Below are 24,053 nucleotides of genomic sequence, written 5' to 3'. Positions count from 1 at the left end.
TACCTACCCCGGATCGGCCTCGCCGGCCGTCAGGCCGAGAGGGTGGTGCGACCCTTGCTGCGGCGGGCCGAGAGGATGGCGCGGCCGGCCCGGGTGCGCATGCGCAGCCGGAAGCCGTGGGTCTTCGCGCGCCGGCGGTTGTTCGGCTGGTACGTGCGCTTGCTCACGTCAGGCTCTCCGTCTTCGTACGCCCCGATGACGCGACACCGGGGTCGTGTGGTGGTCTGGCGTTGGTCGCCTCGGCGGGCGACCGGTTCCGGCACCGCCCGGCGTCGAGGTCCGGCCGGTGCCCGCGCTGCTCGGCACGGGCCGTGGTCAGCAGTCGCCCACCACCCTAGCAGAGGGCGGCAGAGCAACCGTTGGAGCCTACGCAGGCCGGCGACCAGCGTCAAACGCTCCCGTCCGGCACCCCCGGCGCGCCCCGGCCGCGCCGATCGGGACGAACCCGGTCCGCCCCGTCGAGAGCCGGCCAACCAGGCGTACCGCACGAAGCCACCGACCCCGGCGGCCCGGTACCGCGGCCTTCCGGCGGGCGGGGTTTTTCACCGATGTTGAGAAGGCCTCGGCGGGGGCGACGGTTGAAGGGGTGTGGACAACGCTGTTAGCGTGCCCGATTGCACGTCAGCGTCGGGGGGTCGGGGTGTCGCTGCCGGGCAAAACCGGACAAGCTCGTCGATCGTTCGACCAGGGGAACCCGCGTCAACGCCGGATCGCACAGGGGGCGGCAACACCGACGGCCAGCCGGGCGACACAATCGGTCGATACACAGGTTGTGGATAACCTGTGGACGACGTCGGTGGCCAATGCGCCGCGTCGTGCCTGTTCGAGCACGATAGCAAGCCTGGAACGGTCGGCTGGGACGGCAACGGCGGCCGGAAACGCAGAGGCGATGGGGGTGGCGCGACGGTGGCCGACACGATCGACCTTGCCGCGGTGTGGATGGCGGCGACCGAGGAACTGGCCGACGAGATCATCTCGGCACAGCAGCGCGCCTACCTTCGGTTGACCCGCCTGCGCGCGATCGTCGAGGACACCGCACTGCTCTCCGTACCGGACGCCTTCACCCGGGACGTGATCGAGTCCCGGCTCCGCCCGGCCATCACCGAGGCGCTCTCCCGGCGACTGGGACGGGCGGTCCAGGTGGCGGTCACGGTACGGCCGCCCGAGGATCCCTCGGGCCGCCCGGCCGGCACCGTCTACGGCGCCCCGCCGGCCACCGAGTCGCACCCCGGCTACGGCGGACCGGATCCGGCCGCCGGTGGTTACGGCCCGGCCGAGTCGGGTGGCGGATACCCCGCGGGACCCGGCGGCGGGTACCCCGGACCCGACCAGAGCGGCGGGTACGGCGGCGACCAGGGGCGTTACTCGGGCGGGCCGGACCAGGACCGCTATTCCGGTCCGCCGGAGCAGGACCGCTACCCCGGCGGGCCGGACCAGAGCCGCTATTCCGGCGGGGCCGACCAGGGGCGCTACGCCGGCGGGACGGGGCAGGACGGGCCGGCACACCGCGGCGCCGAGCCGGAGTCCGACCCGGGCGACCGGGGAGGCGCGCCCTACCCCGACCAGAACGCGTACCCCGACCAGAACACCTACCCCGGTGAGAACGCGTACCCCGGTTCGGCGCAGCAGCCCGCCCCAAGGTCCCCCATGATTCCGAACAGCCGGGACGCCCAGGAGACGCTCTTCGCCGCCCCCTACCCCGAGCCGTACCGGCCGAGCCCGCCGCAGCAGGAACGGCGGAATCTGGACGAGCGGCGCGGTGACCCCCGCGACATGGGCCAGTTCGGCGTCGACCCCCGGTCGTCGGAGCGACGCTACGACGGTGGGCGGGACAGCGGGCACCTGGGCCGGGACGGCGCGACCGACAACGGCCCCGGCCGGGGTGGCGGGCTGGCCGACCGCCGGCCCGGAGGCCGGGACGACCGCCGGCCCGGCGGGGTGGGCGGGGCCGGCGACGTCGGCGGCAACCGGCTGAACCCGAAATACATGTTCGAGACCTTCGTCATCGGGTCGTCCAACCGCTTCGCCCACGCCGCGTCGGTGGCGGTGGCCGAGTCGCCCGCGAAGGCGTACAACCCGCTCTTCATCTACGGCAGTTCCGGGCTGGGCAAGACCCACCTGTTGCACGCCATCGGCCACTACGCCACCACGCTGGGCAACGCCCGCTCGGTCCGGTACGTCTCGACCGAGGAGTTCACCAACGACTTCATCAACTCGCTGCGGGACGACAAGACGAGCGCGTTCCAGCGTCGTTACCGGGACGTGGACATCCTCCTGATCGACGACATCCAGTTCCTGGAGAACCGGGAACGGACCCAGGAGGAGTTCTTCCACACCTTCAACACGCTGCACAACGCCAACAAGCAGATCGTGATCACCTCGGACCGCAAGCCGAAGGACCTGGCCACGCTGGAGGACCGGCTGCGTACCCGCTTCGAGTGGGGGCTGCTGGCCGACATCCAGCCGCCGGACCTGGAGACCCGGATCGCGATCCTGCAGAAGAAGGCCGCCCAGGAGCGGCTCTTCGCCCCGCCGGACGTACTGGAGTTCATCGCCTCCCGGATCGCCAACTCGATCCGGGAACTGGAGGGCGCGCTGATCCGGGTCACCGCGTTCGCGTCGCTGACCCGCTCCCCGGTCGAGCTCTCGCTCGCCGAGGAGGTGCTGCGGGACTTCATCCCGGACGGCTCCGGACCGGAGATCACCGCCGACCAGATCATGGTCTCCACCGCCGACTACTTCGGGGTCAGCCTGGAGGACCTGCGCGGCCAGTCGAGGTCGCGGGTGCTGGTGAACGCCCGCCAGGTGGCCATGTACCTGTGCCGGGAGCTGACCGACCTCTCGCTGCCCCGGATCGGCCAGGCCTTCGGCGGTCGCGACCACACCACCGTGATGCACGCCGACCGCAAGATCAGGCAGCAGATGGCGGAGCGGCGCTCGCTCTACAACCAGATCGCCGAGCTGACGAACCGGATCAAGCAGAACACCTGAGAGCCTCGCCGACTCCTCCGGGTCGGGCCCGAGCCGTTCCGACGGCCGGGCCCGACCTTTTTTCATGCACAGCCCCCCGGTTTTTCATGCACAGCCCCCCGGTTCCTCGTGCACAGCTTCTCGGGTTATGCACAGCCCGTCGTCCCCAACGGTGGACAACCGCCGCCGGGGGTCGGGGCGCTGGACCCACATGTTGTGGACAAGGGTTGGGGAAACCGCTGTGGACAGGCACGGAGAGTGACCGAGTTCTCCACCGCCGCCGTCCCGCTGTGCACGGCCTGTTGAAGGTTCTGGGGACAGTCGTCGTCGATCTCCGGTACGCCGTCCCCACAACTGGGGAAAAGACGGTGGGCAACCCGGTGGACAACCGGTGGACAACCGTGGACAACTCTCACGTCACCCGGGGCTGTGGATCGCCGACCCCGGTTTCGGGCCGGTTCTCCACACCCCGCACACCGGTGGATAAGCCTCTGACCTGCCTCGACGGCACTTCTCCACAGTTTGCACAGCACCGATGAAGACGATTGAGTTATCTCTACTAAAGAACAAAAACCAATCACCGGCGTTGGGCATGCTGTGGATTCCTGCGTTCCGCCCACCGGCGGGGTGCGGTCGCAGCCGAGCACCGGGGTCGGGCGCACAGCCGATGCCGGTGGGCCCTAAGGTGCGATGGAGACCCGCACGGTTGGCGGGGCCGTTAGGCGGCCGCCGGCATGAGACAGTTGTCGCTGATGTCGACCCGGAGGCATGGCATGAAGTTCCGCGTGGAGCGTGACGCGCTCGCCGACGCCGTGGCGTGGACGGCGAAGAGTCTGCCCAACCGTCCGTCGGTGCCGGTGCTGGCCGGCGTCCTGCTCCGGGTCACCGACGGTGGCCTGCACGTCTCGGGCTTCGACTACGAGGTTTCCAGCCAGGTCAGCGTCGACGTGCAGAGCGAGGCGGAGGGTGCCGCGCTGGTCTCCGGCCGGTTGCTGGCCGAGATCACCAAGGCGCTGCCCGCGAAGCCGGTCGACATCGCCGCCGCCGGAGCGCACCTGGAGCTGGTCTGCGGCAGCGCCCGCTTCACCCTGCCGACGATGCCCGTCGAGGACTACCCGACGCTTCCGGAGATGCCGGCCAGCGCCGGCACCATCGACGCGGCGGCCTTCGCCACCGCCGTCGGGCAGGTCGCCGTCGCCGCCGGCCGGGACGAGACCCTGCCGATGATGACCGGGGTACGGATCGAGCTGAACGGTTCGACGCTGTCCATGCTCGCGACCGACCGCTACCGCCTGGCACTGCGCGAGATCGAGTGGCAGCCGGACGACCCGGAGGTCAGCATCAACGCACTGGTGCCGGCCCGGACCCTGCACGACACCGCCAAGACGCTCGGCCCGCTGGGCGGCACCGTCACGATGGCCCTCTCGCAGGGGGCCGCGGGCGAGGGCCTGATCGGGTTCAGCGGCGGCACCCGGCGCACCACCAGCCGCCTGCTCGACGGCGCCAACTACCCGCCGGTGCGCTCCCTCTTCCCGAGCAGCCACAACGCCGAGGCCCGGGTCGGGGTGGCGGCGCTCACCGAGGTCGTCAAGCGGGTGTCGCTGGTCGGCGGGCGGACCACACCGGTGCTGCTGAACTTCAGCTCGGACGGGCTGGTCGTGGAGGCCGGCGGCACCGAGGAGGCCCGGGCGAGCGAGGCGATGGAGGCCACCTTCACCGGTGAGCCGCTGACCATCGGCTTCAACCCGCAGTACCTGGTCGACGGGCTGCAGAACCTCGGCTCGGCAACCGCGGTCTTCTCCTTCGTGGACGCGTTCAAGCCCGCGGTGATCGCGGCCTGCGGCGACGACGGCGAGATCGTCCCCGGCTACCGCTATCTGATCATGCCGATCCGGGTCACCCGCTGATCGCACCGGTTCCACCGAAGGGAAAGTCAATGCAGCTCGGCCTCGTAGGGCTCGGCCGGATGGGCGGCAACATGCGCGAGCGCCTGCGCGCCGGCGGTCACGAGGTCGTCGGGTTCGACCGGAACCCGGGCGTGACCGACGTCGCCAGCCTGGCCGAGATGGCCGCCAAGCTGACCGCGCCGCGCGCCGTCTGGGTGATGGTGCCCGTGGAGTACACCGAGGCCACCGTGGACGGGCTGATCGAGGTGCTCGACCCCGGCGACGTCATCATCGACGGCGGCAACTCCCGGTTCAGCGACGACCTGCCGAGGGCGGAGAAGCTCGACCAGCACGGCATCGGGTACGTCGACGTCGGGGTCTCCGGCGGGATCTGGGGCCGGGAGAACGGCTACGGCCTGATGGTCGGCGGCTCCCGCGAGCACGTCGAGCGGCTGATGCCGATCTTCGACGCGCTCAAGCCCGAGGGCGAGTTCGGCTTCGTGCACGCCGGCCCGGTCGGTGCCGGGCACTACACCAAGATGGTGCACAACGGCATCGAGTACGGCCTGATGCACGCCTACGCCGAGGGCTACGAGCTGCTGGACAGGTCCGAGCTGGTGACGAACGTGCCCGGCGTCTTCAAGTCGTGGCGGGAGGGGACCGTTGTCCGCTCCTGGCTGCTGGACCTGCTCGACCGGGCGCTGGACGAGGACCCGGAGCTGGCCAACCTGAGCGGCTACACCGAGGACACCGGCGAGGGCCGGTGGACGGTCGACGAGGCCGTCCGGCTGGGCGTACCGATGAACGTGATCGCCGCCGCGCTCTTCGCCCGCTTCGCCTCCCGGCAGGACGACTCCCCGGCGATGAAGGCCGTCTCCGCGCTGCGCAACCAGTTCGGTGGACACGCCACCCGCAAGCGCTGACGTCCTCGTGTACGTCCGCCGGCTCGAACTGGTCGACTTCCGCTCCTACGAGCGCGTCGGGGTCGACCTGGAGCCGGGCCCGAACGTCTTCGTCGGCGCCAACGGGGTCGGCAAGACCAACCTCGTCGAGGCGCTCGGCTACGTGGCGACGCTGGCCAGCCACCGGGTCGCCACGGACGCCCCGCTGGTGCGGGCCGGGGCGACCACCGGGGTGATCCGGTGCGCGATCGTGCACGACGGGCGGGAGCTGCTGGTCGAGTTGGAGATCGCCCCCGGGCGGGCCAACCGGGCCCGGCTGAACCGCTCGCCGGCCCGGCGGGCCCGGGACGTCCTCGGTGCGCTGCGGCTGGTGCTCTTCGCCCCGGAGGACCTGGAGCTGGTCCGGGGCGACCCGGCCGAACGCCGCCGCTACCTGGACGAGCTACTGGTCACCCGGATGCCCCGGTACGCCGCCGTCCGCGCCGACTACGAACGGGTGGTCAAACAGCGCAACGCGCTGCTGCGTACCGCGTATCTGGCGCGCCGGGCCGGGCGGGACCGTTCCGCCCGACCGGTCGCCTCGGAGGAGCCACCGGCGGAGGGCGGCTCGGACCTCGCGACGCTCGCGGTCTGGGACACCCACCTGGCCCGGCACGGTGCCGAACTCCTGGCCGGGCGGCTGGAGCTCGTCGCCGCGCTGGCACCGCACGTGACCAAGGCGTACGACGCGGTGGCGGCGGGGCGCGGAGCGGCCGGCGTCGTGTACCGGCCGTCGGTGGAACTCGCCGAGCCGGTGCCGGACCGGCCGACGCTGGAGGCGGCGCTCACCGATGCGCTGGCCGAGGCGCGCCGGGCCGAGATCGAGCGCGGGGTGACCCTGGTCGGGCCGCACCGCGACGAGCTGGCCCTCACCCTCGGCCCGTTGCCGGCCAAGGGCTACGCCAGCCACGGCGAGTCCTGGTCGTTCGCCCTGGCGCTGCGGCTGGCCGCGTACGATCTGCTCCGCGCGGACGGTGTCGAACCGGTGCTGGTCCTCGACGACGTCTTCGCCGAGCTGGACGCCGGCCGGCGGGAGCGGCTCGCCGGGCTGGTCGGCGGGGCGAGTCAGCTGCTGGTCACCTGCGCGGTCCCCGACGACGTGCCGGTGGCCCTGGTTGGTGCCCGCTACCAGGTCATCGAGGGGGAGGTACGCCGTGCCGGATGAATCGGGCGCCGCGCGGCCGTCCGGTGCGGGCGCGCCGGGCGGGGGCGGGCAGCCGTCCGGCGCGGGCGCGCCGGCCGACGCCGGGCAGCCGGACGGAGCCGGCGAGCTGACCGGTCCCGAGCTGGCCCGGGCGGTCGTGGACGCCGCCCTGGCCCGGCGGCGGGCGGGCGGTCCGGCCCGGCGTAACCGGACCGGTGGCGACCTCGACGCGGCCGCGACGGGGGGCGAGCCCGGGGCGGGACGGCCGGGCCAGCCGCGGCGCCGGTTGCGCGGCTACTCCGGTCCGGGACCGGATCCCCGCGATCCGCAGTTGTTCGGCGCGGTGCTGGCCCGGCTGGTGAAGTCCCGGGGCTGGCAGCAGCCGGCGGCCGAGGCGACCGTCTTCGGCGCCTGGGAGCGGGTGGTCGGGCCCGAGGTGGCCAAGCACAGCCGCCCGGTCAAGCTGGAGGACGGGGAGCTGACGGTCGAGGCGGAGTCGACCGCGTGGGCGACGCAGCTCCGGCTGCTGGCCGGTTCGCTGCTCCAGCGGATAGCTGCGGTGGTCGGGCACAACGTGGTTCGCCGGTTGCACATCCACGGCCCCGCCGCACCGTCCTGGAACCGTGGGCCCCGGCGGGTACGGGGCCGTGGCCCACGGGACACGTACGGCTGACCGGGCCCGGCCGGCGGTGTCGGCCCGGGGCGTCCCGGGCGGGCTCAGGAGTCGGCGTAGACGGCGAACCCGCGGTCGGCGCACCGGCGGTAGAAACCGGCCAGGACGGCGAGTTCGGAGCGGGCGAAGCTCCACTGCGGGGGTGCGCCGGACTCGTCGCGCAGGGCGTCGAGCCGGCTTTCCAGCCAGCGCAGCTGCTGCTCGGCCAGCCGGCCGCCGGCGAGCGCGGCGCGCAGCACGGCACCGACCGTGTCGAAGGTCACCGAGTCGCCGTGCTCGCGGTGTCCGTCGACGAACCGCTCCAACCCGCCGGCGATCCAGGTGCAGCCGTCCGGGTCGATGACCGGATCCTCGTCCTCGGCCGCGGCCTCGGTGGCGTAGAGCACACCGTCCAGGCCGAGCAGCAGGTCGACCAGCTCGGTGTAGGCGGTCGCCCGGACCGAGCCGTTCTTGGCGATGTAGCCGGCCAGGGCCGCCGTCGGCGCGGCGACGTCCGGCGAATCTGCCAGCTCACCGAAGTCGACGAACTCCGCCGGGGCCACCGGATCGTAGAAGCGGCCGGTCCGCGGCCAGCGCACCGCGACGTTGTCCAGCCCCATCGAGCGTCACCTTCCTGTGCACCTGACGAACCGGTCGGTCGGGCCGTCCGGTGCGCTTTCCGGGCATCCTGGCCACGGAGCTTACTCACGGCGTCGCCAAATTACGGCACCGCGCGCCCTCTGCGCGACCCCCGGGGCCCTCGGGGCGCGGCGCGGTCGTCCGGCGGGCGGTCGCGGGCGCTCTGCGGGGGTGACCGGCGGGTAGGGTCGGTTGGCCAGGTCGGTCGTCCGGCGGCGCCCGATACCGCCCCCGATCCGACGGGGTGCGTGTGGGGGGAGTCGTGGGCGGAGGGGTACGGCCGCCTACGAGGGTCTGAGGGCGCCCCGCAGGGGTGCCGCATAACCGATCTGTCATCTCGGCACAGTAAGATTGACGGCGAGACGACGACACGGTGTGCGCGACGACCCGGGCCACGCGGTCCGGGGCAGCGCAGCGCCGCGTCCAAGCCGATCGCGATCCGTGGGCAGCCGCGGCGACCGGCGTGTCCGGTCGTACCCCGGGAACTCATCGTGGTGCCGGCCCCACGCGCTGCGTTCGTGGCCGCCCACCAAACCCGCGCTCTCCGTGCCGTTCCGGCCCGGACCGACGCGAGAAAGTGGCCAAGGTGGCAGCGCAGAAGAAGCAGGAGTACGGCGCCGAATCGATCACCGTGCTGGAGGGCCTGGAAGCCGTCCGGAAGCGGCCCGGTATGTATATCGGATCGACCGGTGAGCGCGGTCTGCACCACCTTGTCCAGGAGGTCGTGGACAACGCGGTGGACGAGGCGATGGCCGGCTACTGCGACACGATCGAGGTGGTCCTGCTCGCCGACGGCGGGGTCCGGGTCACCGACAACGGTCGTGGTTTCCCCGTCGACCTGCACCCCAAGCTGAAGAAGCCGGGTGTCGAGGTGGCGCTGACTGTGCTGCACGCCGGCGGCAAGTTCGACGGCAAGTCGTACGCGGTCTCCGGCGGCCTGCACGGGGTGGGCGTCTCGGTGGTCAACGCGCTCTCCACCCGGATGTTCGTGGAGATCCACAAGTCCGGGTACGTGTGGCGGCAGAGCTACGACAACTCCAAGCCGTCCCCGCTGGAGAAGGGTGAGACCACCAACACGACCGGTTCGGCGGTCTCCTTCTGGCCTGACCCGGCGGTGTTCGAGACGACCGACTTCTCCTTCGAGACGATCTACCGCCGGCTCCAGGAGATGGCCTTCCTCAACCGTGGCCTGACCATCCAGCTCCGCGACGAGCGGGTGCAGGAGGAGGACGGCAAGCCGCGCGAGGTCACCTTCTGCTACAAGGGCGGCATCGCCGACTTCGTCCGGCACCTGAACAACTCCAAGAGCCCGATCCACAAGACCGTGGTGGAGTTCGGGGCCGAGGAGGAGGGCATGTCGGTCGAGATCGCCATGCAGTGGAACGAGTCGTACGGCGAGTCGGTCTACACCTTCGCCAACACCATCAACACGCACGAGGGCGGCACCCACGAGGAGGGCTTCCGGGCCGCGCTGACCAGCGTGGTCAACCGGTACGGGGCGGAGAAGAAGCTGCTCAAGGGGGACGAGAAGCTCTCCGGCGAGGACATCCGGGAAGGGCTGGCGGCGATCATCTCGGTCAAGCTGACCGAACCGCAGTTCGAGGGCCAGACCAAGACCAAGCTCGGCAACACCCCGGTGAAGAGCTTCGTGCAGCGGGCCTGCAACGAGTGGCTGGTCGACTGGTTCGACCGCAACCCCGCCGAGGTCAAGCTGATCATCACCAAGGCGACCCAGGCCGCCCGGGCCCGGATCGCCGCGCAGCAGGCCCGGAAGCTGGCCCGGCGCAAGTCGCTGCTGGAGTCCGGCTCGATGCCGGGCAAGCTGGCCGACTGCCAGTCCACCGATCCGCGCGAGTCCGAGGTGTTCATCGTCGAGGGTGACTCGGCGGGCGGCTCGGCCAAGCAGGGGCGGGACCCGCGGACCCAGGCGATCCTGCCGATCCGCGGCAAGATCCTCAACGTGGAGAAGGCCCGGATCGACCGGGTGCTGAAGAACAACGAGGTCCAGGCGCTGATCACCGCCCTGGGCACCGGCATCCACGACGACTTCGACATGGAGAAGTTGCGCTACCACAAGGTGGTGCTGATGGCCGACGCCGACGTCGACGGCCAGCACATCCAGACGCTCCTGCTCACCCTGCTGTTCCGCTTCATGCGACCGCTGGTCGAGCTGGGGCACGTCTACCTCGCCGCCCCGCCGCTCTACAAGATCAAGTGGAACCGGAAGGGCGACGACGCCCAGTACGCGTACTCCGACCGGGAGCGGGACGGGCTGATCGCGCTGCGGCAGCAGAAGAAGCCGAACGCCAAGCCCGACGACATCCAGCGGTTCAAGGGTCTGGGCGAGATGAACTACCCGGAGCTGTGGGAGACCACGATGAACCCGGCCACCCGTACGCTGCGGCAGGTCACCCTCGACGACGCGGCGACGGCGGATGAGCTCTTCAGCGTGCTGATGGGCGAGGACGTGGAGGCGCGGCGCTCCTTCATCCAGCGCAACGCCAAGGACGTCCGTTTCCTCGACATCTGACGCCGGCCACGGCGGTGCCCGGCGACCCGTTCGCCGGGACCGCCGGACCTCGGCCGAACGGCCAGCTGGCGATGCCGTTCCACACAGTTATCCACAGCTTTCACGGTTTCCACAGCCGTTATCCACAGCGGAATGCGGCTTAGAGTCTGATAAGGGTTGACAGTGACGGATACTCCCGAGGCCTTCGAGGGCGAACCGGCGGAGCCGGCTGCCGCCGGTGCCGTGGTCGCCCAGCACGACCGCATCGAGCCGGTGGGGCTCGAGGTGGAGATGCAGCGCTCGTACCTCGACTACGCGATGAGCGTGATCGTCGGGCGGGCGCTGCCGGACGTACGGGACGGGCTCAAGCCCGTACACCGCAAGATCCTCTACGCCATGTTCGACTCCGGCTACCGCCCGGACCGGGGCTACGTGAAGTGCTCCCGGGTGGTCGGCGACGTGATGGGCCAGTTCCACCCGCACGGCGACTCGGCCATCTACGACGCGCTGGTCCGGATGGCCCAGACCTGGTCGCTGCGCTACCCGCTGGTCGACGGCAACGGCAACTTCGGCTCGCCGGGTAACGATCCGGCCGCGGCCATGCGCTACACCGAGTGCAAGCTCGACCCGCTGGCGATGGAGATGCTCCGGGACATCGACGAGGACACCGTCGACTTCCAGGACAACTACGACGGCCGGGCCAAGGAGCCCACGATCCTGCCGTCGCGCATCCCCAACCTGCTGGTGAACGGCTCCGAGGGCATCGCGGTCGGCATGGCGACGAAGATCCCGCCGCACAACCTGCGGGAGATCGCCGAGGCGGTGCAGTGGTGCCTGGAGAACCCGGACAGTGACGAGGCGACCACCCTCGACGCGCTGATCGGGATCGTGAAGGGGCCGGACTTCCCGACGTACGGGCTGATCGTCGGGACCACCCCGATCCAGGACGCGTACCGGACCGGGCGCGGCTCGATCCGGATGCGCGCGGTGGTGGACGTCGAGGAGGACGCGAAGGGGCGTACCAGCCTGGTCGTCACCGAGCTGCCCTACCAGGTCAACCCCGACAACCTGGCCGAGCGGATCGCCGAGCTGATCAAGGAGGGCAAGCTCGCCGGGATCGCCGACATCCGGGACGAGTCCTCCGGACGTACGGGCATGCGGATCGTGCTGGTGCTCAAGCGCGACGCGGTCGCCAAGGTGGTGCTCAACAACCTGTACAAGCACACCCAGCTCCAGGAGACGTTCGGCGCCAACATGCTGGCGCTGGTCGACGGCGTGCCGCGGACGCTCAACCTGGCCCAGTTCATCCGGCACTACGTCGCCCACCAGATCGACGTGATCCGCCGGCGTACGGCGTACCGGTTGCGCAAGGCGGAGGAGCGGGCGCACATCCTGCGCGGCCTGGTCAAGGCGCTGGACGCGCTCGACGAGGTCATCGCGCTGATCCGGCGCTCGCCGACCGTGGACGAGGCCCGGCAGGGCCTGATCCAGCTGCTGGAGATCGATGAGGTGCAGGCCACCGCGATCCTGGACATGCAGCTGCGCCGGCTCGCCGCGCTGGAGCGTCAGAAGATCATCGACGAGCTGGCCAAGATCGAGGTGGAGATCGCGGACCTGAAGGACATCCTGGCCAAGCCGGAGCGGCAGCGGAAGATCGTTTCCGACGAGCTCGGCGAGATCGTGGCCAAGTGGGGCGACGAGCGGCGTACCAAGATCGTGCCGTTCGAGGGCGAGGTCTCGATGGAGGACCTGATCGCCCGGGAGGACGTGGTGGTGACCATCACCCGGACCGGTTACGCCAAGCGGACCAAGGTCGACCTCTACCGCTCGCAGCGCCGGGGCGGCAAGGGTGTCAGCGGGGCCTCACTGCGCCAGGACGACATCGTCAGCCACTTCTTCGTCTCCTCCACCCACGACTGGATGCTCTTCTTCACCAACAAGGGGCGGGTGTACCGGGCCAAGGCGTACGAGTTGCCGGAGGCCAGTAGGGTGGCCAAGGGTCAGCACGTGGCCAATCTGCTCGCTTTCCAGCCGGACGAGCAGATCGCCCAGGTCATCCAGATCGCCGACTACCAGGTCGCGCCGTACCTGGTGCTGGCCACCAGGAACGGCCTGGTGAAGAAGACGAGGTTGGAGGAGTTCGATTCCAACCGCTCCGGCGGCATCATCGCGATCAACCTGCGCGACGAGGACGAGCTGGTCGGGGCGGCGCTGGCGGGACCCGGGGACGATCTCCTCCTGGTGTCCAAGAAGGCGCAGGCGATCCGGTTCAACGCCACCGACGAGGCGCTCCGGCCGATGGGGCGGGCCACCTCGGGCGTGATCGGGATGCGGTTCACCGACGACGATGTGTTGCTGGCGATGGAGGTGGTCCGCGAGGGCATGAATCTGGATGTCCTCGTGGCAACGAACGGGGGATACGCGAAACGTACCCCGATCGAGGAATACCCCGTGCAGGGTAGGGGAGGTAAAGGGGTGCTGACCGCCAAGATCACCGAGCGCCGCGGCGGTCTGGTCGGCGCGGTCGTCATCAGCCCGGACGACGAGCTGTTCGCCATCACCAGCAACGGCGGTGTGATCCGGACTCCCGTGAAGCCTGTACGTCGCACGCGTGACCGGAACACAATGGGGGTCAAGCTGATGGACCTACCTGACGGCGTGACTATTGTGGCGATTGCTCGCAATGCCGACGAGCCTGACGAACAGGACTAGTTGATGACGGAGACACAGGCGAAGTCGGGGGCTGCGGGGACCTCGACCAACCCGGTCGACGAGGAGGCCGCCGACGGCGGTGGCGCACCAGCGACCGGTCGCGCGGCCGTCGGCCGGGCGGCAGTCACCGCCGACGCGCCGTCCCCGAAGTTCACCCGGGCCCCGGGCATGCCACCGCCGCCGGACCAGCTCCCCGAGGAGTCGGAGAGCGGATCGGATCCGACCGGAGACACCGACGTGGCCGCCCCGGCCGCCGAGGCGGACTCCCAGGCGGGTTCGGCCACGGTCGACATCGGTGCGGCGATCCGGGCGGAGCGGTCGGCGGCCGCCGACGAGGCGAGCAGCACCCAGCGGCTGACCACCAGCGCCCGCGCCGAGCAGACCGGTGCCGCTGGTCGCGCCGGTACGCCCGGCCGGCCGGAACCGTCGCGGGCGTCCGCCGGCGGCAGTGCCGAGACGACCCGGCCGATTCCGGGCGCGCAGAGCGGCTACGGCACGGCCAGGCCGGCGGGCGCGTCCCAGTCGAGCGGTACCGGACGGTTCGGGTTCGGCACTCCGGGCCGTACGGCCGGCGCGGCCGCCACGGGCAGTGCCGGCGCGGTCGGTGCGGCCCGGGTGACCGAGGCGGTCCGGGCGGCCCGCAGCACGGTCAGCTCCGCCGCGTCACGCGGTCCTCGGCGGGCCCGGCTGAACCTCAAGCGGATCGACCCCTGGTCCGTGATGAAGTTCTCCTTCGCGGTCTCCCTGGTGCTCTTCATCGTCGTGATCGTCGCCACCTCCGTGCTCTACCTCGCGCTGGACGCCATGGGCGTCTTCGACAGCGTGAACGGCACGCTGACCGACATGCTCAGCGCGACCGGCGGCCAGGAAGGTGGCACCTTCAAGATCACGGCGAAGGGTGTCATCCTCACCTCCGGCCTGATCGGCCTGTTGAACGTGGTGCTCTTCACCGCGCTGGCCACGCTCGGCGCGTTCGTCTACAACGTCTGCGCCGACCTGGTCGGCGGCGTCGAGCTGACCCTCGCCGAGCGGGACTGACCGCTCGACTGAGCAGCACGGACGCCGGGGCCGCCGCAATGCGGTGGCTCCGGCGTTCGTCGTTCCGGTACTGTCTGCGTGGTTCGCGGGCGCGCGGTGATCCGGCGGGGCCGACCCGAGTTGGGTTCGGTGGCCGGGGTACGGTAACCTTGCTCGTCGCACAGGGGGCTATAGCTCAGTCGGTTAGAGCGCAGAGCTGATAACTCTGAGGTCGATGGTTCGATTCCATCTAGCCCCACTTCACACCGTCCGACAACAGGTCGAGCGTGAGGAAGACTCATGTTGAAGAAGGTTCTGTTCGTCGTCGGCGTGGTCGGTGTCGCGGCGCTCGTGTTCAAGAAGGTCAAGGAATCGAACGACGAGCGCGCGCTGTGGCACGAGGCCACCAACGCACCCGACCTGCGGTAGTTTCCTCTCGGCGGACGACCTCCCCGGGTGGCGTCTGCCAGCCCCGGGGCCGTAGCTCAACTGGCAGAGCACTGCCTTTGCAAGGCAGGGGTTAGGGGTTCGAGTCCCCTCGGCTCCACCAATCAACGCTCGTACCAGGGCATTGTCTTCCTATCAAGATCGTCGGGTACGAAGCCGGCGCGATCGCGCGCCCCGGAGCTTGAAGCCCCTTCCTACCTGTCGTGCTGTCGGCGCACCATCTCGGTGATCCAGGTGGGCGCGTACGGCGACGTGCAGCCCGGGGAGGTCGGGTAGTCCCTGAGCACCCCCAGACGCTCACCGATGTCGAGTGCCCGGCGCCGGTGCTCGGGGTGCGCGATCCCGATCTGAGCCAGACATTCGTTCATCGCCCACTGCAGGCGATCCGGGGCGTCCTTCATCTCCGCCTCGATGATGTCGAGCAGTCCGGCGAGGTCGAGGCCGCCGGGCTTCTTCGTCACACGTTCGCTGGTCAGTGCCCAGCCGGCACTGGCGACCACGGGATCCGGATCGGCGGACCAGGCCAGGCGCAGCTCTTCGGAGTGCGGGTTCTTCTTCGCCACGTAGTTCACGAGCCAGTTGTGCACCTTGGGTGCGCGCGCCTGGCGCACCATGACGTCCAACTCGTTCCGCTCGAACGCCTTCGGGCGGCAGATCAGGAGCGCCAGCAGTCTCGCTGCGGTGTCGTCGGTTGCCCAGAGCTGGCGCGCGAGGTCCTGCTGCGTCTTCAGCCGCTTCGCGATCGCGCGCAGCTTGCCGAGGTTGACGCCGTGATCGTCACCGTGTCGCTCGTTCACCTCGCGTGCCCTCGGGTCGTCGAGTTCGGCCAGTTCGGCCATCACCTCGGCCACCGTCGTTCCGGTCAGCGTCGTCTCGGCCACCTCGACCTCCTTTCCATCACCTGCCCGGAAAGCTCCTACCAGGGAAATGCGGGTACTCAGAGAATCAGCGCCGGTCCCATGTTAGGGGAACCCCCGTCGCCTTCGCCTACTCCTCGAACAGGGCAGTTGCTTGCCGTACCAGATTTCCGCGTACGTGCCGTCGTTGTACGCGGGGATCTCGACATATCCGTGCCGCAGGTAGAGCGCGCGAGCCTCGACCAGGTCGAGACGGGTGTCGAGCACGATCCGTTCCGCGCCCAGGTCATGCGCGGTTCGCTCCGCCGCAACCAGCAGCCGGGCACCGCCGCCCAGGCCCCGCAGCGCGGGGCGGACGAACACCCGGGTCAGTTCGACGGTATGCGGGTCGAGTATCCGCAGACCCGCGCAGCCGGCCGGCTCGTCGCCGTATCGCGCAAGCAGGAAGAGACCGGTCGGCGGGGCGAGATCGCCGCTCGGGGTGGCGGCAAGGCCCTCTTCGATCTCGGCCGGCGTGGACGGGCGGCCGAGGTGGAGCTGGTGGTAGCGGTGGCTGACCTCGGTGTAGTAGTCCCGCAGCAGAGCTGCCGCCTCGGCGGAGCTGACGAGGGCCGGGGCCACCTTCCAGGTCTGGGTGCGCGGGGCGGTGCTGGTCACGCGCGCCATTGTCGGAGGGCCGCCATGGTCGTACAAACCAGGGCGAGGCGCCGCTCCGGCCGGAGCCGACATCACCTCCAGCGCCCGGTCGCTACCTCTGCCGGTTCGTCCGGCGGCGGTCGGCGTCCTCGATCGCATGGCGTACCGCCAGGCGGATGACCCAGTACAGGACCACGATCATGACCACGGACAGGGCAAGCCTCAGGGCGAGCGCGAACACCAGCTCAGGGATCTGGTCGGCGGCGGGCATGCCTGCACGCTAACGACCTCGTGCACGCGGCCCACCGACGCGCGGTCGACCCGGTCGAGTGGATGACTGCACGGGTACCGCGTCGGAGTCGGGCCGCTCAGTCGCAGTGTTCGAAGGCGCTGTTGTAACTGGCCCCGCCGGCCGAACCGCCCCACCTGACGCAGACGCCGGCGGCCCGGGCACGCACCGGACCGGCGTAGTACGCGTAGGAGCCCCGGTCGGTGCTGCGGGCGCCGCCCTGCACCTCCAGGTACGTCGAGACCGCTGTCTTGGCGCCGACCGATGCGGCCTTGAGCGCGACCGTGCAGTTGTACCCGCTGCCGGCGTTGTAGAGCAGGTACACCCTGCCCTGCACCGTCCCGTCCCGGGTCAGGGTGGCCGAGTCGATGACCTGGTAACCGCTGCCGCAGACCCTGCCGGCCGTGTACGGATTGCTCGGCGAGGTCCCGGTGCGGGTGGCCGTCGGTTTCGGCTTCCCCACCCTGGTCGGCTCGGCCTCCGGGGGCACCGGCACCGACTTCTCCGGCGCCGCGACCGACTGGTGCGGCTGCGCGGTCGCCCTCGCCCGCGCCTGCACCCCGGTGTCGTCGACGTCGGCACCGGTGACCGGTGACCCGCCCTGCACCCCGGTCACCAGATCCGTCGGCTGCTCGCCGCCGCCCGAGGGCCGGAACGCCATGACCGCGACCAGCCCGACCAGCGCGACGGCGACCGCCCCCGCGGCCCCGGCGAGGGCCGCGTTGCGACGTCGGTTGCGGCCGGAGCTGGTCGGCACGATGGATCGCAGCTCCGGGTGGCCGTGCGGTCCGAGACCCATCGTCGGTTCGCCGTTGCCCGCCGGCGACGCGACCGTTCCGACACCGTGCGGGGCACCACCGGTACCGGGAACGGTGGCGCCGGGAAGGGTGGCGCCGGGAAGGGTGGCGCCGGGGAACGTGGCACCGGCCGTACCGGCAGGAACGGTGCCAGCCGTACCGGACAGGGCGGCGCGGGCGGCGTCGGAGAACGCGGCGGCACTCGGGTGGCGATCCCCCGGCTCCTTCGCCAGGGCCCGGCTCACCAGCGTCGCCACCGGTACCGGCACCTCCGCCGGCAGTGCCGGTGGGGCTTCCTGGAGGTGCTGGGTCACCACCTGCAACGGGTTGTTGCCGGTGAACGGCGGACGCCCGGTGAGGCAGCAGTACGCGACCGCGCCGAGCGCGTAGATGTCCGTCGCCGGCGAAACCGGCCGGCCGGCGATCTGCTCGGGCGCCATGTAGTGCGCGGAGCCCAGCACGATGTTGGTGCCGGTGATGCTGGTGACGTTCGCCGACCGGGCCACGCCGAAGTCGACGAGGACGACGCTGCCGTCCGGCTGGACCAGCAGGTTGCTCGGCTTGACGTCGCGGTGCACGATGCCGGCGGCGTGCGCGACCTGCAACGCCCGCGCGGCCTGGGTCACCACCGAGATGGTCTCCGTGGTGTCGAGCTTCCCGGCCGCCCTGATCCGCTCCGACAGCGGCACCCCCTCGATGTACTCCATCACCAGGTAGTCGACCCGGCGGCTCTCGACCACCGTGTCCTCGACGTAGTCGTAGACCTGGACGATGCCGGGGTGCCGCACGGCGGCCATCAGCCGCGCCTCGGTACGGAACCGGGTGATGAACTCGGTGTCGGAGACCAGCGAGGGGAGCAGGACCTTGACCGCCACCCGACGTCTGAGCAGAGTGTCCGTCGCCGACCACACCTCACCCATGCCGCCGGTCGCGACCCGTTCGTTCAGCAGGTAGCGGTCGTTGAGCACGAGTCCCGGAGACAGCACCGGATCACGGTACCCGGCGGCGCGTCCGGGCCTTCCACCGTGGCGGCGGGGTACATCGCCAGCCGCCGGCCGGGCACCTCACTGGCGGTGACCCGCTAGCCTCCGCAGGTGAGCGCAGCGGCGCGGACGACGGTGACGCGGGGAGGAACCAGTGGCGCGTACGGCGGTCTCCCATCCGGTTTTCGCCCGGGTCTTCGAACGGGCCAGTGCGCGGATGGACGACGCCGGTGGGACAGCGCACCGGCGAAGACTGGTCCGTGGGTTGTCCGGGCGGATCGTCGAGGTGGGTGCCGGCAACGGCCGCAACTTCGCGCACTACCCGGCACAGGTCACCGAGGTGCTGGCGGTGGAGCCAGAACGGCGGCTACGGGCGTCCGGGCAGCGCGCCGCGGACGCCGCGCCGGTTGCGGTGACCGTGGTCGACGGGGTGGCCGAGGAGTTGCCGGTCGAGGACGGCAGCGTCGACGCGGTGGTGATGTCGTGGGTCCTCTGCTCGGTGGCGAGCCAGCGCACCGCCCTGGCCGAGGCGTACCGGGTGCTCCGGCCCGGCGGGCAGCTGCGCTTCTTCGAACACGTCGTCGCGGCGCACCCCGGTCCGCTGCGATGGGTCCAGCGGGCGGTCGACGCCACCATCTGGCCGGTGTTGTGCGGCGGCTGCCACGCCAGCCGGGACACCGTCAGCGCGATCCACGCCGCCGGCTTCGAGATCAGCTCGCTGGACCGGTTCCGGTTTCCCGACTCGCCGCTGGCGCTCGTCGGCCCGCACGTGCTCGGAGCTGCCGTCCGGCCCGTCGCGGAGCCGGCACGATGAGCGACGCCGAACCGACGGTCACCGTCTACACCCGACCCGGCTGCCCGTACTGTTTCCTGCTGCGCCGGGCGCTACGCCGGCACCGGATCCCGTTCACCGAGGTGGACATCTGGCAGGATCCCGCCGCCGCGGCGGCGGTACGCGCCGTCGCCGACGGCAACGAGACGGTGCCGACGGTCTCCGTCGGCGTGCGCTGGCTGGTGAACCCCCGGGTCCGGCAGATACGTGACCTGCTCCCGGGCCAGAGCGGGTGACAGCCCTGAGCTTGTCGTTCCAGGAACCGGGAGATCGCTACTCCGGCCCGTGACCCGCCGGCCGACGGCGCCGGCGGAGCCGGACCGCATACCTCACCGCGACTCCGACCGCGATGAGGATGAGGCAGAAGGCGCCCATCCACACGGCACCGTTGACGACGAAGGCGCTGGTGTTGTGGACGACGTGCACACCCACCCCGGCCAGCAGTGCGCTGCCGGAACGACGGTAGACGTACAGCATCAGCACAGACAGGGAGGCCCCGAACACCAGGCCGGGCAGGAGGCTCAGCAGCGGGATACCACCGCTGGGTGTGACCCACGGGGGCACATGCCACAGTGCCCAGATCACACCGAGGACCGCCGCCGCGCTCAGATCACCGAGACGGGTCACCAGCAGGGGCAATGCGATCCCGCGCCAGCCAAACAGCTCCTCTCCGACCGGCCCGAGCAAACAGACCGTGAGCGTCGTCAGGACGGAGACAGTGTCGGTGGCGAGGAACGGCTCACCGGAGGCCGAGGCGGCCAGCCAGGTCGTACCGAGCATGAGCATCGGAAACGCGACGATCGTCAGGACGTACCACCGGATCGGCGCCCGCCAGTTCAGCGCCACGCCCAGCAGATGACGTCGGCCCCGCCGACCGAACGCGACTGCCAGAACGAGCAGGCCGACGATCGACGGAGAGAACTGCTTGGCGTACATGACGATTCGGCCGGCCGGGCTCTCCAGGGAGACCACGCCGAACCCACCGGGCACGGGCAGCAGGGTGTAGAGCCCCCAACTCAGTGCGAGGACCAGCACGAAGAATACGACGAGCGGGTTTGTCCCGACTACATTCCCGAGCGCCCGATCACTGTCTGACTCGGACCGGACTCGCCGTTCGCGATCACGCGTTGACATCAGTACCACTTTCACGCAGCAGCCGACAGGACCCTCCGACGGTAGGGCCGGGCGGGTGGGCGCCGCGCCTACGCTGTCCCCCTACCGCGTGGCAGTGCTAGCCGTACCCCCGGGATGGCCGCACTCCCGCAGATAGGTGATGACGGCCAGCACCCGCCGGTGCTGCTCCTCGTTCGGTGGCAGGTCCAGCTTCATGAAGATGCCCCGTACGTGCTTCTCCACCGCCGTTTCGCTGATCACCAGTGCCCGGGCGATCGAGGCGTTGGACCGTCCCTCGGCTATCAGCGCGAGTACCTGCCCCTCGCGCGGAGAGAGTCGGTCGACCAGCGCGGTGGATCGCGTGCGGCGCAGCAGTTGACGCACCACCTCCGGATCGATCACCGTTCCGCCGCCGGCCACCTGCACCACGGCGTCGACGAAGTCGACCACGTCCGCGATCCGGTCCTTCAGCAGGTACCCGACACCGCCCCGGCCGCTCTGCAGCAGCTCGGCCGCATAGCTGAGTTCCACGTACTGGCTGAGCACCAGAATGGGCAGGTGCGGCACCCGTTCCCGCAACACCAGCGCGGCTCGCAGGCCCTCATCCGTGTACGAGGGGGGCATCCGGACGTCCGTCACCACGATGTCCGGCTCCGCGCGCTCGACCGCGCGTACCAGCGCCGCGGAGTCTGCTACCGCCTCGGTCACCCGATGCCCGAACCGGACCAGGATCTGGGTAAGGCCGTCACGGGCCAACGCGCCGTCCTCGGCGAGGATCACTCGCAACTGTGGTCTGGGGTACACGGAATCTCCAGCCGGACGAGAGTAGGCCCGCCGGGCGGGCTGGACAACAGTATGGTGCCGGCCACGACAGCCAGCCGATCCGCCAGCCCGGCCAGCCCGCTGCCCGGCCGGGTGCGGGCACCGCCGACCCCGTCGTCGTGAACCTCTATGACCAGCCGGTCGCCGTCAAGCCCGGCGCGGACGCGGGCGTCGCCAGCCCGACTGTGCTTTGCGATGTTGGCGAACGCCTCACAGACCGCGAAGTAGCCGGCCGATTCCACGGCCGGCGGCAGTCGGCGCGGCAGGTCGACGTCAACCGTGACCGGCACCGGCAACCGGTCGACCGCAGCCGCGATCGCGGCCGGCAGCCCACGGTCCGTCAGCACCTGCGGATGGATGCCGTGAATCAGCGCACGGAGGTCGGCCATGGCCTGCCGGGCCTGGTCGTGGGCCTGCTCGATGCGGTCGACCAGATCCCGTCCGGCACCCGCTTCGGCCGCCTCCAGACGGGCCAGCCCGAGCGTCACGGAGACACCGAGCAGTTGCTGCTGGGCTCCGTCGTGCAGGTCCCGCTCGATCCGTCGGCGTTCGGCTTCGAAGGCGTCAACCAGTCGGGCTCGGGACCGGCTGACCTGCACCAACTCTGACCGCAGCACCGCCTCGTCCGGCACCAGCAGGACCCGGCTCAGCGCGGAGCGCGCACCCGCGTAGGCGGTGACCAGATACAGCCAGAGCAGCAGGACCGGCACGCCCGCCGCCGTGGCGAACCAGGCCTTCCCCAGGCTGTCCATGACCGCCAGTTCCCGGAGTACGACCATCCCGGCCAGGTCCGTACCGACCAGCAGCGGCGCGGCGAGCAGGGTGCCACCGACCAGCAGCGGACCGCCGACGATCACCAGATCGAGGGCCCACAGCGGGCCAGCGAGCAGCAGCGCGTACCCGAGTTCCCGCCACGTGTGGCCCTCCCGCAACCGGGTCGTCGTCCACACCCACAGGCCCGGCCTGGACGGCGTCCGGTGCGGGTTGGCGGATCCCTGCCCGGGCCGGATCAGGCGTAACAGCCGGCGTTCGACGCCGGCGACCGGTAGGCCGATCAGCAGGGTCGCGATCACTACCGGCACCCCGAGGAGCAACGGCATCGTGGTCAGCCCGAGCGCGGCCAGGGCGGCGAGCGCGACAAGTACCGCGACCCCCAGCGCCGCGTCCCCGAGGAGGTACGCCAACGCCCGCCACGGCCACGCCGACCGCATGAGCCGCAGCGGCGGACCTGCCAACGCAGACCAGAGCGTCCCGGGAATCACGGTGCTCAGGATAGGAGCATGGCGGAAAGGTGACGGACAGCGGCGAACGACGAGACATGGCCGTCCTCCAGCCATCGACCGGCCTTCACCCGGCGCCGCCGCCGTAGCGCGCCGACAGGCCGCCGCGCTAGAGGTAGAGGCAGAACGGGTGGCCCGCCGGGTCGAGGCAGACCCGTACGTCGTCCTGGGGCTGGAAGTCGGCCACCGACGCCCCGCAGGCGGTGGCGTGCCCGACCGCCGACTCCAGATCGTCGACGCGGATCTCCAGGTGCGCCATCATCTGCTGCTCACCCGGTCCGGCCGGCCAGTTCGGCCGGGCGTACGGCGACTCGGTCTGGAACGCCAGTCCCACCCCACCGGCCGGGTCGCGCAGCAGTACCCAGTCCGGCGCCTCCTCCACGACCTCCATCTTCAGGAGGCGCTGGTAGAACCGGGCGAGCGCGACCGGATCCGGGGCACTGAGGTTGACGGTGGTGATGGTCAGCCCGTTGGGGCGGGTCATGGAAACGCCTCCCGTGGTACGGCGAGCGGACGTGCTCAGAAACCCTCCGGCGCGTGCGGCACGTAGTGCTCCTCCAGCCGGTGCAGTTCATCCTCGTCCAGCATCAGGTCGACCGCCGCGACGGCGTCCGCCAGGTGCTCCTGCTGGGTCGCGCCGACGATCGGTGCGGTGACCGCCGGCTGGTGCAGCAGCCAGGCGAGCGCCACCTGGGCGCGCGGCACCCCGCGCTCGGCGGCGACCGCGGCGACCGCGTCCACGATCCGGCGGTCGGACTCCTCCGCCTGCCGGTACAGGGTGCCGCCGAAGACGTCGGTGTCGCTGCGCCGGGTCCGGGCCTGCCAGTCCCGGGTGAGCCGGCCGCGGGCGAGCGGACTCCAGGGCAGCACCCCGATGCCCTGGTCGAGGCAGAACGGCAGCATCTCGCGCTCCTCCTCCCGCATCAGGAGGTTGTACTGGTCCTGCATCGAGACGAACCGCGTCCAGCCGTTCAGGTCGGCGACGTACTGGGCCTGGACGAACTGCCAGGTCCACATCGAGGACGCGCCGAGGTAGCGCACCTTGCCGGCCCGGACGAGGTCGTGCAGGGCCTCCATCGTCTCCTCGATCGGCACCTCGGGGTCGTACCGGTGGATCTGGTAGAGGTCGATGTAGTCGGTGCCGAGCCGGCGCAGGCTCGCGTCCGCCTGGGCGAGGATGGCGGCCCGGGACAGCCCGCCGCCCTTCGGCCCGGCACCCATCCGGCCGTAGACCTTCGTGGCGATGACCACCTCGTCCCGGCGGGCGAACTCGCCGATCAGGGTGCCGACGAACTCCTCGCTGGTGCCGTCGGAGTAGCTGTTGGCGGTGTCGAAGGTGGTGATGCCGGCCTCGATCGCCTGCCGGAAGAACGGCCGGGACTCGTCCAGGTCGAGCGACCACTCGTGCGGGCCGCGCCGCGGGTCGCCGTAGCTCATGCAGCCGAGGACGATGCCCGACACCTCCAGGCCCGAGCCGCCCAACCGTACGTACCGCATCAACGCTCCTCGTCTCGCTCCCGGCACGGC

Annotated in this window: 22 protein-coding genes and 2 tRNA genes; 13 read left to right on the top strand and 11 right to left on the bottom strand. The window is 70.8% G+C overall.

Going from position 1 to position 24,053, the window contains the following annotated elements:
• Positions 1 to 29 precede the first annotated feature (29 nt).
• The gene (gene rpmH, locus ACQEUR_RS06335) at positions 30 to 167 is read right to left on the bottom strand and encodes a 50S ribosomal protein L34 (RefSeq protein ID WP_433026744.1); all 138 of its coding nucleotides are present in this window, start codon (positions 165 to 167) and stop codon (positions 30 to 32) included.
• 739 nt (positions 168 to 906) lie between these two features.
• On the opposite strand from rpmH, the gene dnaA reads away from it, so the two are divergent.
• The 5 genes from dnaA (at position 907) to ACQEUR_RS06310 (ending at position 7,614) form a co-directional block, all read left to right on the top strand.
• A complete protein-coding gene (dnaA, locus tag ACQEUR_RS06330) occupies positions 907 to 2,991 on the top strand; it encodes a chromosomal replication initiator protein DnaA (RefSeq protein ID WP_433026741.1) in 2,085 nt (694 codons plus the stop codon).
• Positions 2,992 to 3,743: 752 nt separating this feature from the next.
• The gene (dnaN, locus tag ACQEUR_RS06325) at positions 3,744 to 4,877 is read left to right on the top strand and encodes a DNA polymerase III subunit beta (protein ID WP_433026738.1); all 1,134 of its coding nucleotides are present in this window, start codon (positions 3,744 to 3,746) and stop codon (positions 4,875 to 4,877) included.
• Positions 4,878 to 4,906: 29 nt separating this feature from the next.
• Entirely contained in the window at positions 4,907 to 5,779 is an 873-nt protein-coding gene (gene gnd / locus ACQEUR_RS06320) for a phosphogluconate dehydrogenase (NAD(+)-dependent, decarboxylating) (protein WP_433026735.1), read from the top strand.
• Positions 5,780 to 5,786: 7 nt separating this feature from the next.
• Positions 5,787 to 6,962: a DNA replication/repair protein RecF gene (gene recF / locus ACQEUR_RS06315; protein WP_433027762.1), complete on the top strand. Its 1,176-nt coding sequence runs from the start codon at positions 5,787 to 5,789 to the stop codon at positions 6,960 to 6,962.
• The gene (locus tag ACQEUR_RS06310) at positions 6,952 to 7,614 is read left to right on the top strand and encodes a DUF721 domain-containing protein (protein ID WP_433026732.1); all 663 of its coding nucleotides are present in this window, start codon (positions 6,952 to 6,954) and stop codon (positions 7,612 to 7,614) included. The genes recF and ACQEUR_RS06310 overlap by 11 nt, the downstream gene beginning before the upstream one ends.
• A 44-nt stretch (positions 7,615 to 7,658) precedes the next feature.
• Here the strand turns inward: ACQEUR_RS06310 and ACQEUR_RS06305 are convergent, their stop codons facing one another.
• Complete coding sequence (locus ACQEUR_RS06305) at positions 7,659 to 8,213, bottom strand: hypothetical protein (RefSeq protein WP_433026729.1); 555 nt, start codon at positions 8,211 to 8,213, stop codon at positions 7,659 to 7,661.
• Positions 8,214 to 8,818: 605 nt separating this feature from the next.
• Between ACQEUR_RS06305 and gyrB the strand changes: the two genes are divergently transcribed.
• The 6 genes from gyrB to ACQEUR_RS06275 all read left to right on the top strand — a co-directional run bounded on the left by gyrB (position 8,819) and on the right by ACQEUR_RS06275 (position 15,020).
• On the top strand, positions 8,819 to 10,762 hold the full coding sequence (gene gyrB, locus ACQEUR_RS06300; protein ID WP_433026726.1) for a DNA topoisomerase (ATP-hydrolyzing) subunit B: 1,944 nt from the start codon (positions 8,819 to 8,821) through the stop codon (positions 10,760 to 10,762).
• Positions 10,763 to 10,924: 162 nt separating this feature from the next.
• Positions 10,925 to 13,453, top strand: a complete 2,529-nt coding sequence (gene gyrA / locus ACQEUR_RS06295) for a DNA gyrase subunit A (protein WP_433026723.1) — start codon at positions 10,925 to 10,927, stop codon at positions 13,451 to 13,453.
• A gap of 3 nt (positions 13,454 to 13,456) precedes the next feature.
• Positions 13,457 to 14,491 carry a DUF3566 domain-containing protein gene (locus tag ACQEUR_RS06290; RefSeq protein WP_433026720.1) on the top strand — a complete coding sequence of 345 codons (1,035 nt, stop codon included), beginning with the start codon at positions 13,457 to 13,459 and terminating at the stop codon, positions 14,489 to 14,491.
• A gap of 164 nt (positions 14,492 to 14,655) precedes the next feature.
• Positions 14,656 to 14,729, top strand: a tRNA-Ile gene (locus ACQEUR_RS06285).
• 41 nt (positions 14,730 to 14,770) lie between these two features.
• Positions 14,771 to 14,899: a DLW-39 family protein gene (locus tag ACQEUR_RS06280; protein WP_433026717.1), complete on the top strand. Its 129-nt coding sequence runs from the start codon at positions 14,771 to 14,773 to the stop codon at positions 14,897 to 14,899.
• Positions 14,900 to 14,944: 45 nt separating this feature from the next.
• A tRNA-Ala gene (locus ACQEUR_RS06275) sits at positions 14,945 to 15,020 on the top strand.
• Positions 15,021 to 15,111: 91 nt separating this feature from the next.
• Here the strand turns inward: ACQEUR_RS06275 and ACQEUR_RS06270 are convergent.
• The 4 genes from ACQEUR_RS06270 to ACQEUR_RS06255 all read right to left on the bottom strand — a co-directional run bounded on the left by ACQEUR_RS06270 (position 15,112) and on the right by ACQEUR_RS06255 (position 18,482).
• A complete protein-coding gene (locus ACQEUR_RS06270; protein WP_433026714.1) occupies positions 15,112 to 15,798 on the bottom strand; it encodes a DNA alkylation repair protein in 687 nt (228 codons plus the stop codon).
• Positions 15,799 to 15,879: 81 nt separating this feature from the next.
• On the bottom strand, positions 15,880 to 16,431 hold the full coding sequence (locus ACQEUR_RS06265) for a GNAT family N-acetyltransferase (protein WP_433026710.1): 552 nt from the start codon (positions 16,429 to 16,431) through the stop codon (positions 15,880 to 15,882).
• Between the two features lie 91 nt (positions 16,432 to 16,522).
• Entirely contained in the window at positions 16,523 to 16,681 is a 159-nt protein-coding gene (locus tag ACQEUR_RS06260) for a hypothetical protein (protein WP_433026707.1), read from the bottom strand.
• Positions 16,682 to 16,778: 97 nt separating this feature from the next.
• On the bottom strand, positions 16,779 to 18,482 hold the full coding sequence (locus ACQEUR_RS06255; protein ID WP_433026705.1) for a protein kinase domain-containing protein: 1,704 nt from the start codon (positions 18,480 to 18,482) through the stop codon (positions 16,779 to 16,781).
• Positions 18,483 to 18,633: 151 nt separating this feature from the next.
• Here ACQEUR_RS06255 and ACQEUR_RS06250 point away from each other — a divergent pair, with 151 nt between their 5' ends.
• Together ACQEUR_RS06250 and ACQEUR_RS06245 are read left to right on the top strand one after the other, a co-directional pair.
• Positions 18,634 to 19,293, top strand: coding sequence for a class I SAM-dependent methyltransferase (locus ACQEUR_RS06250; RefSeq protein ID WP_433026702.1), 660 nt, complete (start codon positions 18,634 to 18,636; stop codon positions 19,291 to 19,293).
• Positions 19,290 to 19,547 carry a glutaredoxin domain-containing protein gene (locus ACQEUR_RS06245; protein ID WP_433026699.1) on the top strand — a complete coding sequence of 86 codons (258 nt, stop codon included), beginning with the start codon at positions 19,290 to 19,292 and terminating at the stop codon, positions 19,545 to 19,547. Before ACQEUR_RS06250 ends, ACQEUR_RS06245 begins: the two co-directional genes overlap by 4 nt.
• Positions 19,548 to 19,584: 37 nt before the next feature.
• On the opposite strand, the gene ACQEUR_RS06240 is transcribed toward ACQEUR_RS06245, so the two are convergent.
• The 5 genes from ACQEUR_RS06240 to ACQEUR_RS06220 all read right to left on the bottom strand — a co-directional run bounded on the left by ACQEUR_RS06240 (position 19,585) and on the right by ACQEUR_RS06220 (position 24,023).
• Positions 19,585 to 20,346, bottom strand: coding sequence for a lysostaphin resistance A-like protein (locus ACQEUR_RS06240; protein ID WP_433026696.1), 762 nt, complete (start codon positions 20,344 to 20,346; stop codon positions 19,585 to 19,587).
• 180 nt (positions 20,347 to 20,526) lie between these two features.
• The gene (locus tag ACQEUR_RS06235) at positions 20,527 to 21,210 is read right to left on the bottom strand and encodes a response regulator (RefSeq protein ID WP_433027759.1); all 684 of its coding nucleotides are present in this window, start codon (positions 21,208 to 21,210) and stop codon (positions 20,527 to 20,529) included.
• The gene (locus ACQEUR_RS06230; protein WP_433026693.1) at positions 21,201 to 22,508 is read right to left on the bottom strand and encodes a sensor histidine kinase; all 1,308 of its coding nucleotides are present in this window, start codon (positions 22,506 to 22,508) and stop codon (positions 21,201 to 21,203) included. The genes ACQEUR_RS06235 and ACQEUR_RS06230 overlap by 10 nt, the downstream gene beginning before the upstream one ends.
• Positions 22,509 to 22,635: 127 nt before the next feature.
• Positions 22,636 to 23,010, bottom strand: a complete 375-nt coding sequence (locus ACQEUR_RS06225) for a VOC family protein (RefSeq protein ID WP_433026690.1) — start codon at positions 23,008 to 23,010, stop codon at positions 22,636 to 22,638.
• Between the two features lie 35 nt (positions 23,011 to 23,045).
• Entirely contained in the window at positions 23,046 to 24,023 is a 978-nt protein-coding gene (locus tag ACQEUR_RS06220; protein ID WP_433026687.1) for an aldo/keto reductase, read from the bottom strand.
• Positions 24,024 to 24,053: the final 30 nt, after the last annotated feature.

This window comes from Plantactinospora sp. CA-290183 (assembly GCF_050936375.1).
In the GTDB taxonomy this organism is placed as follows: domain Bacteria; phylum Actinomycetota; class Actinomycetes; order Mycobacteriales; family Micromonosporaceae; genus Plantactinospora.
This window is presented reverse-complemented; position numbering and strand designations above follow the sequence as displayed.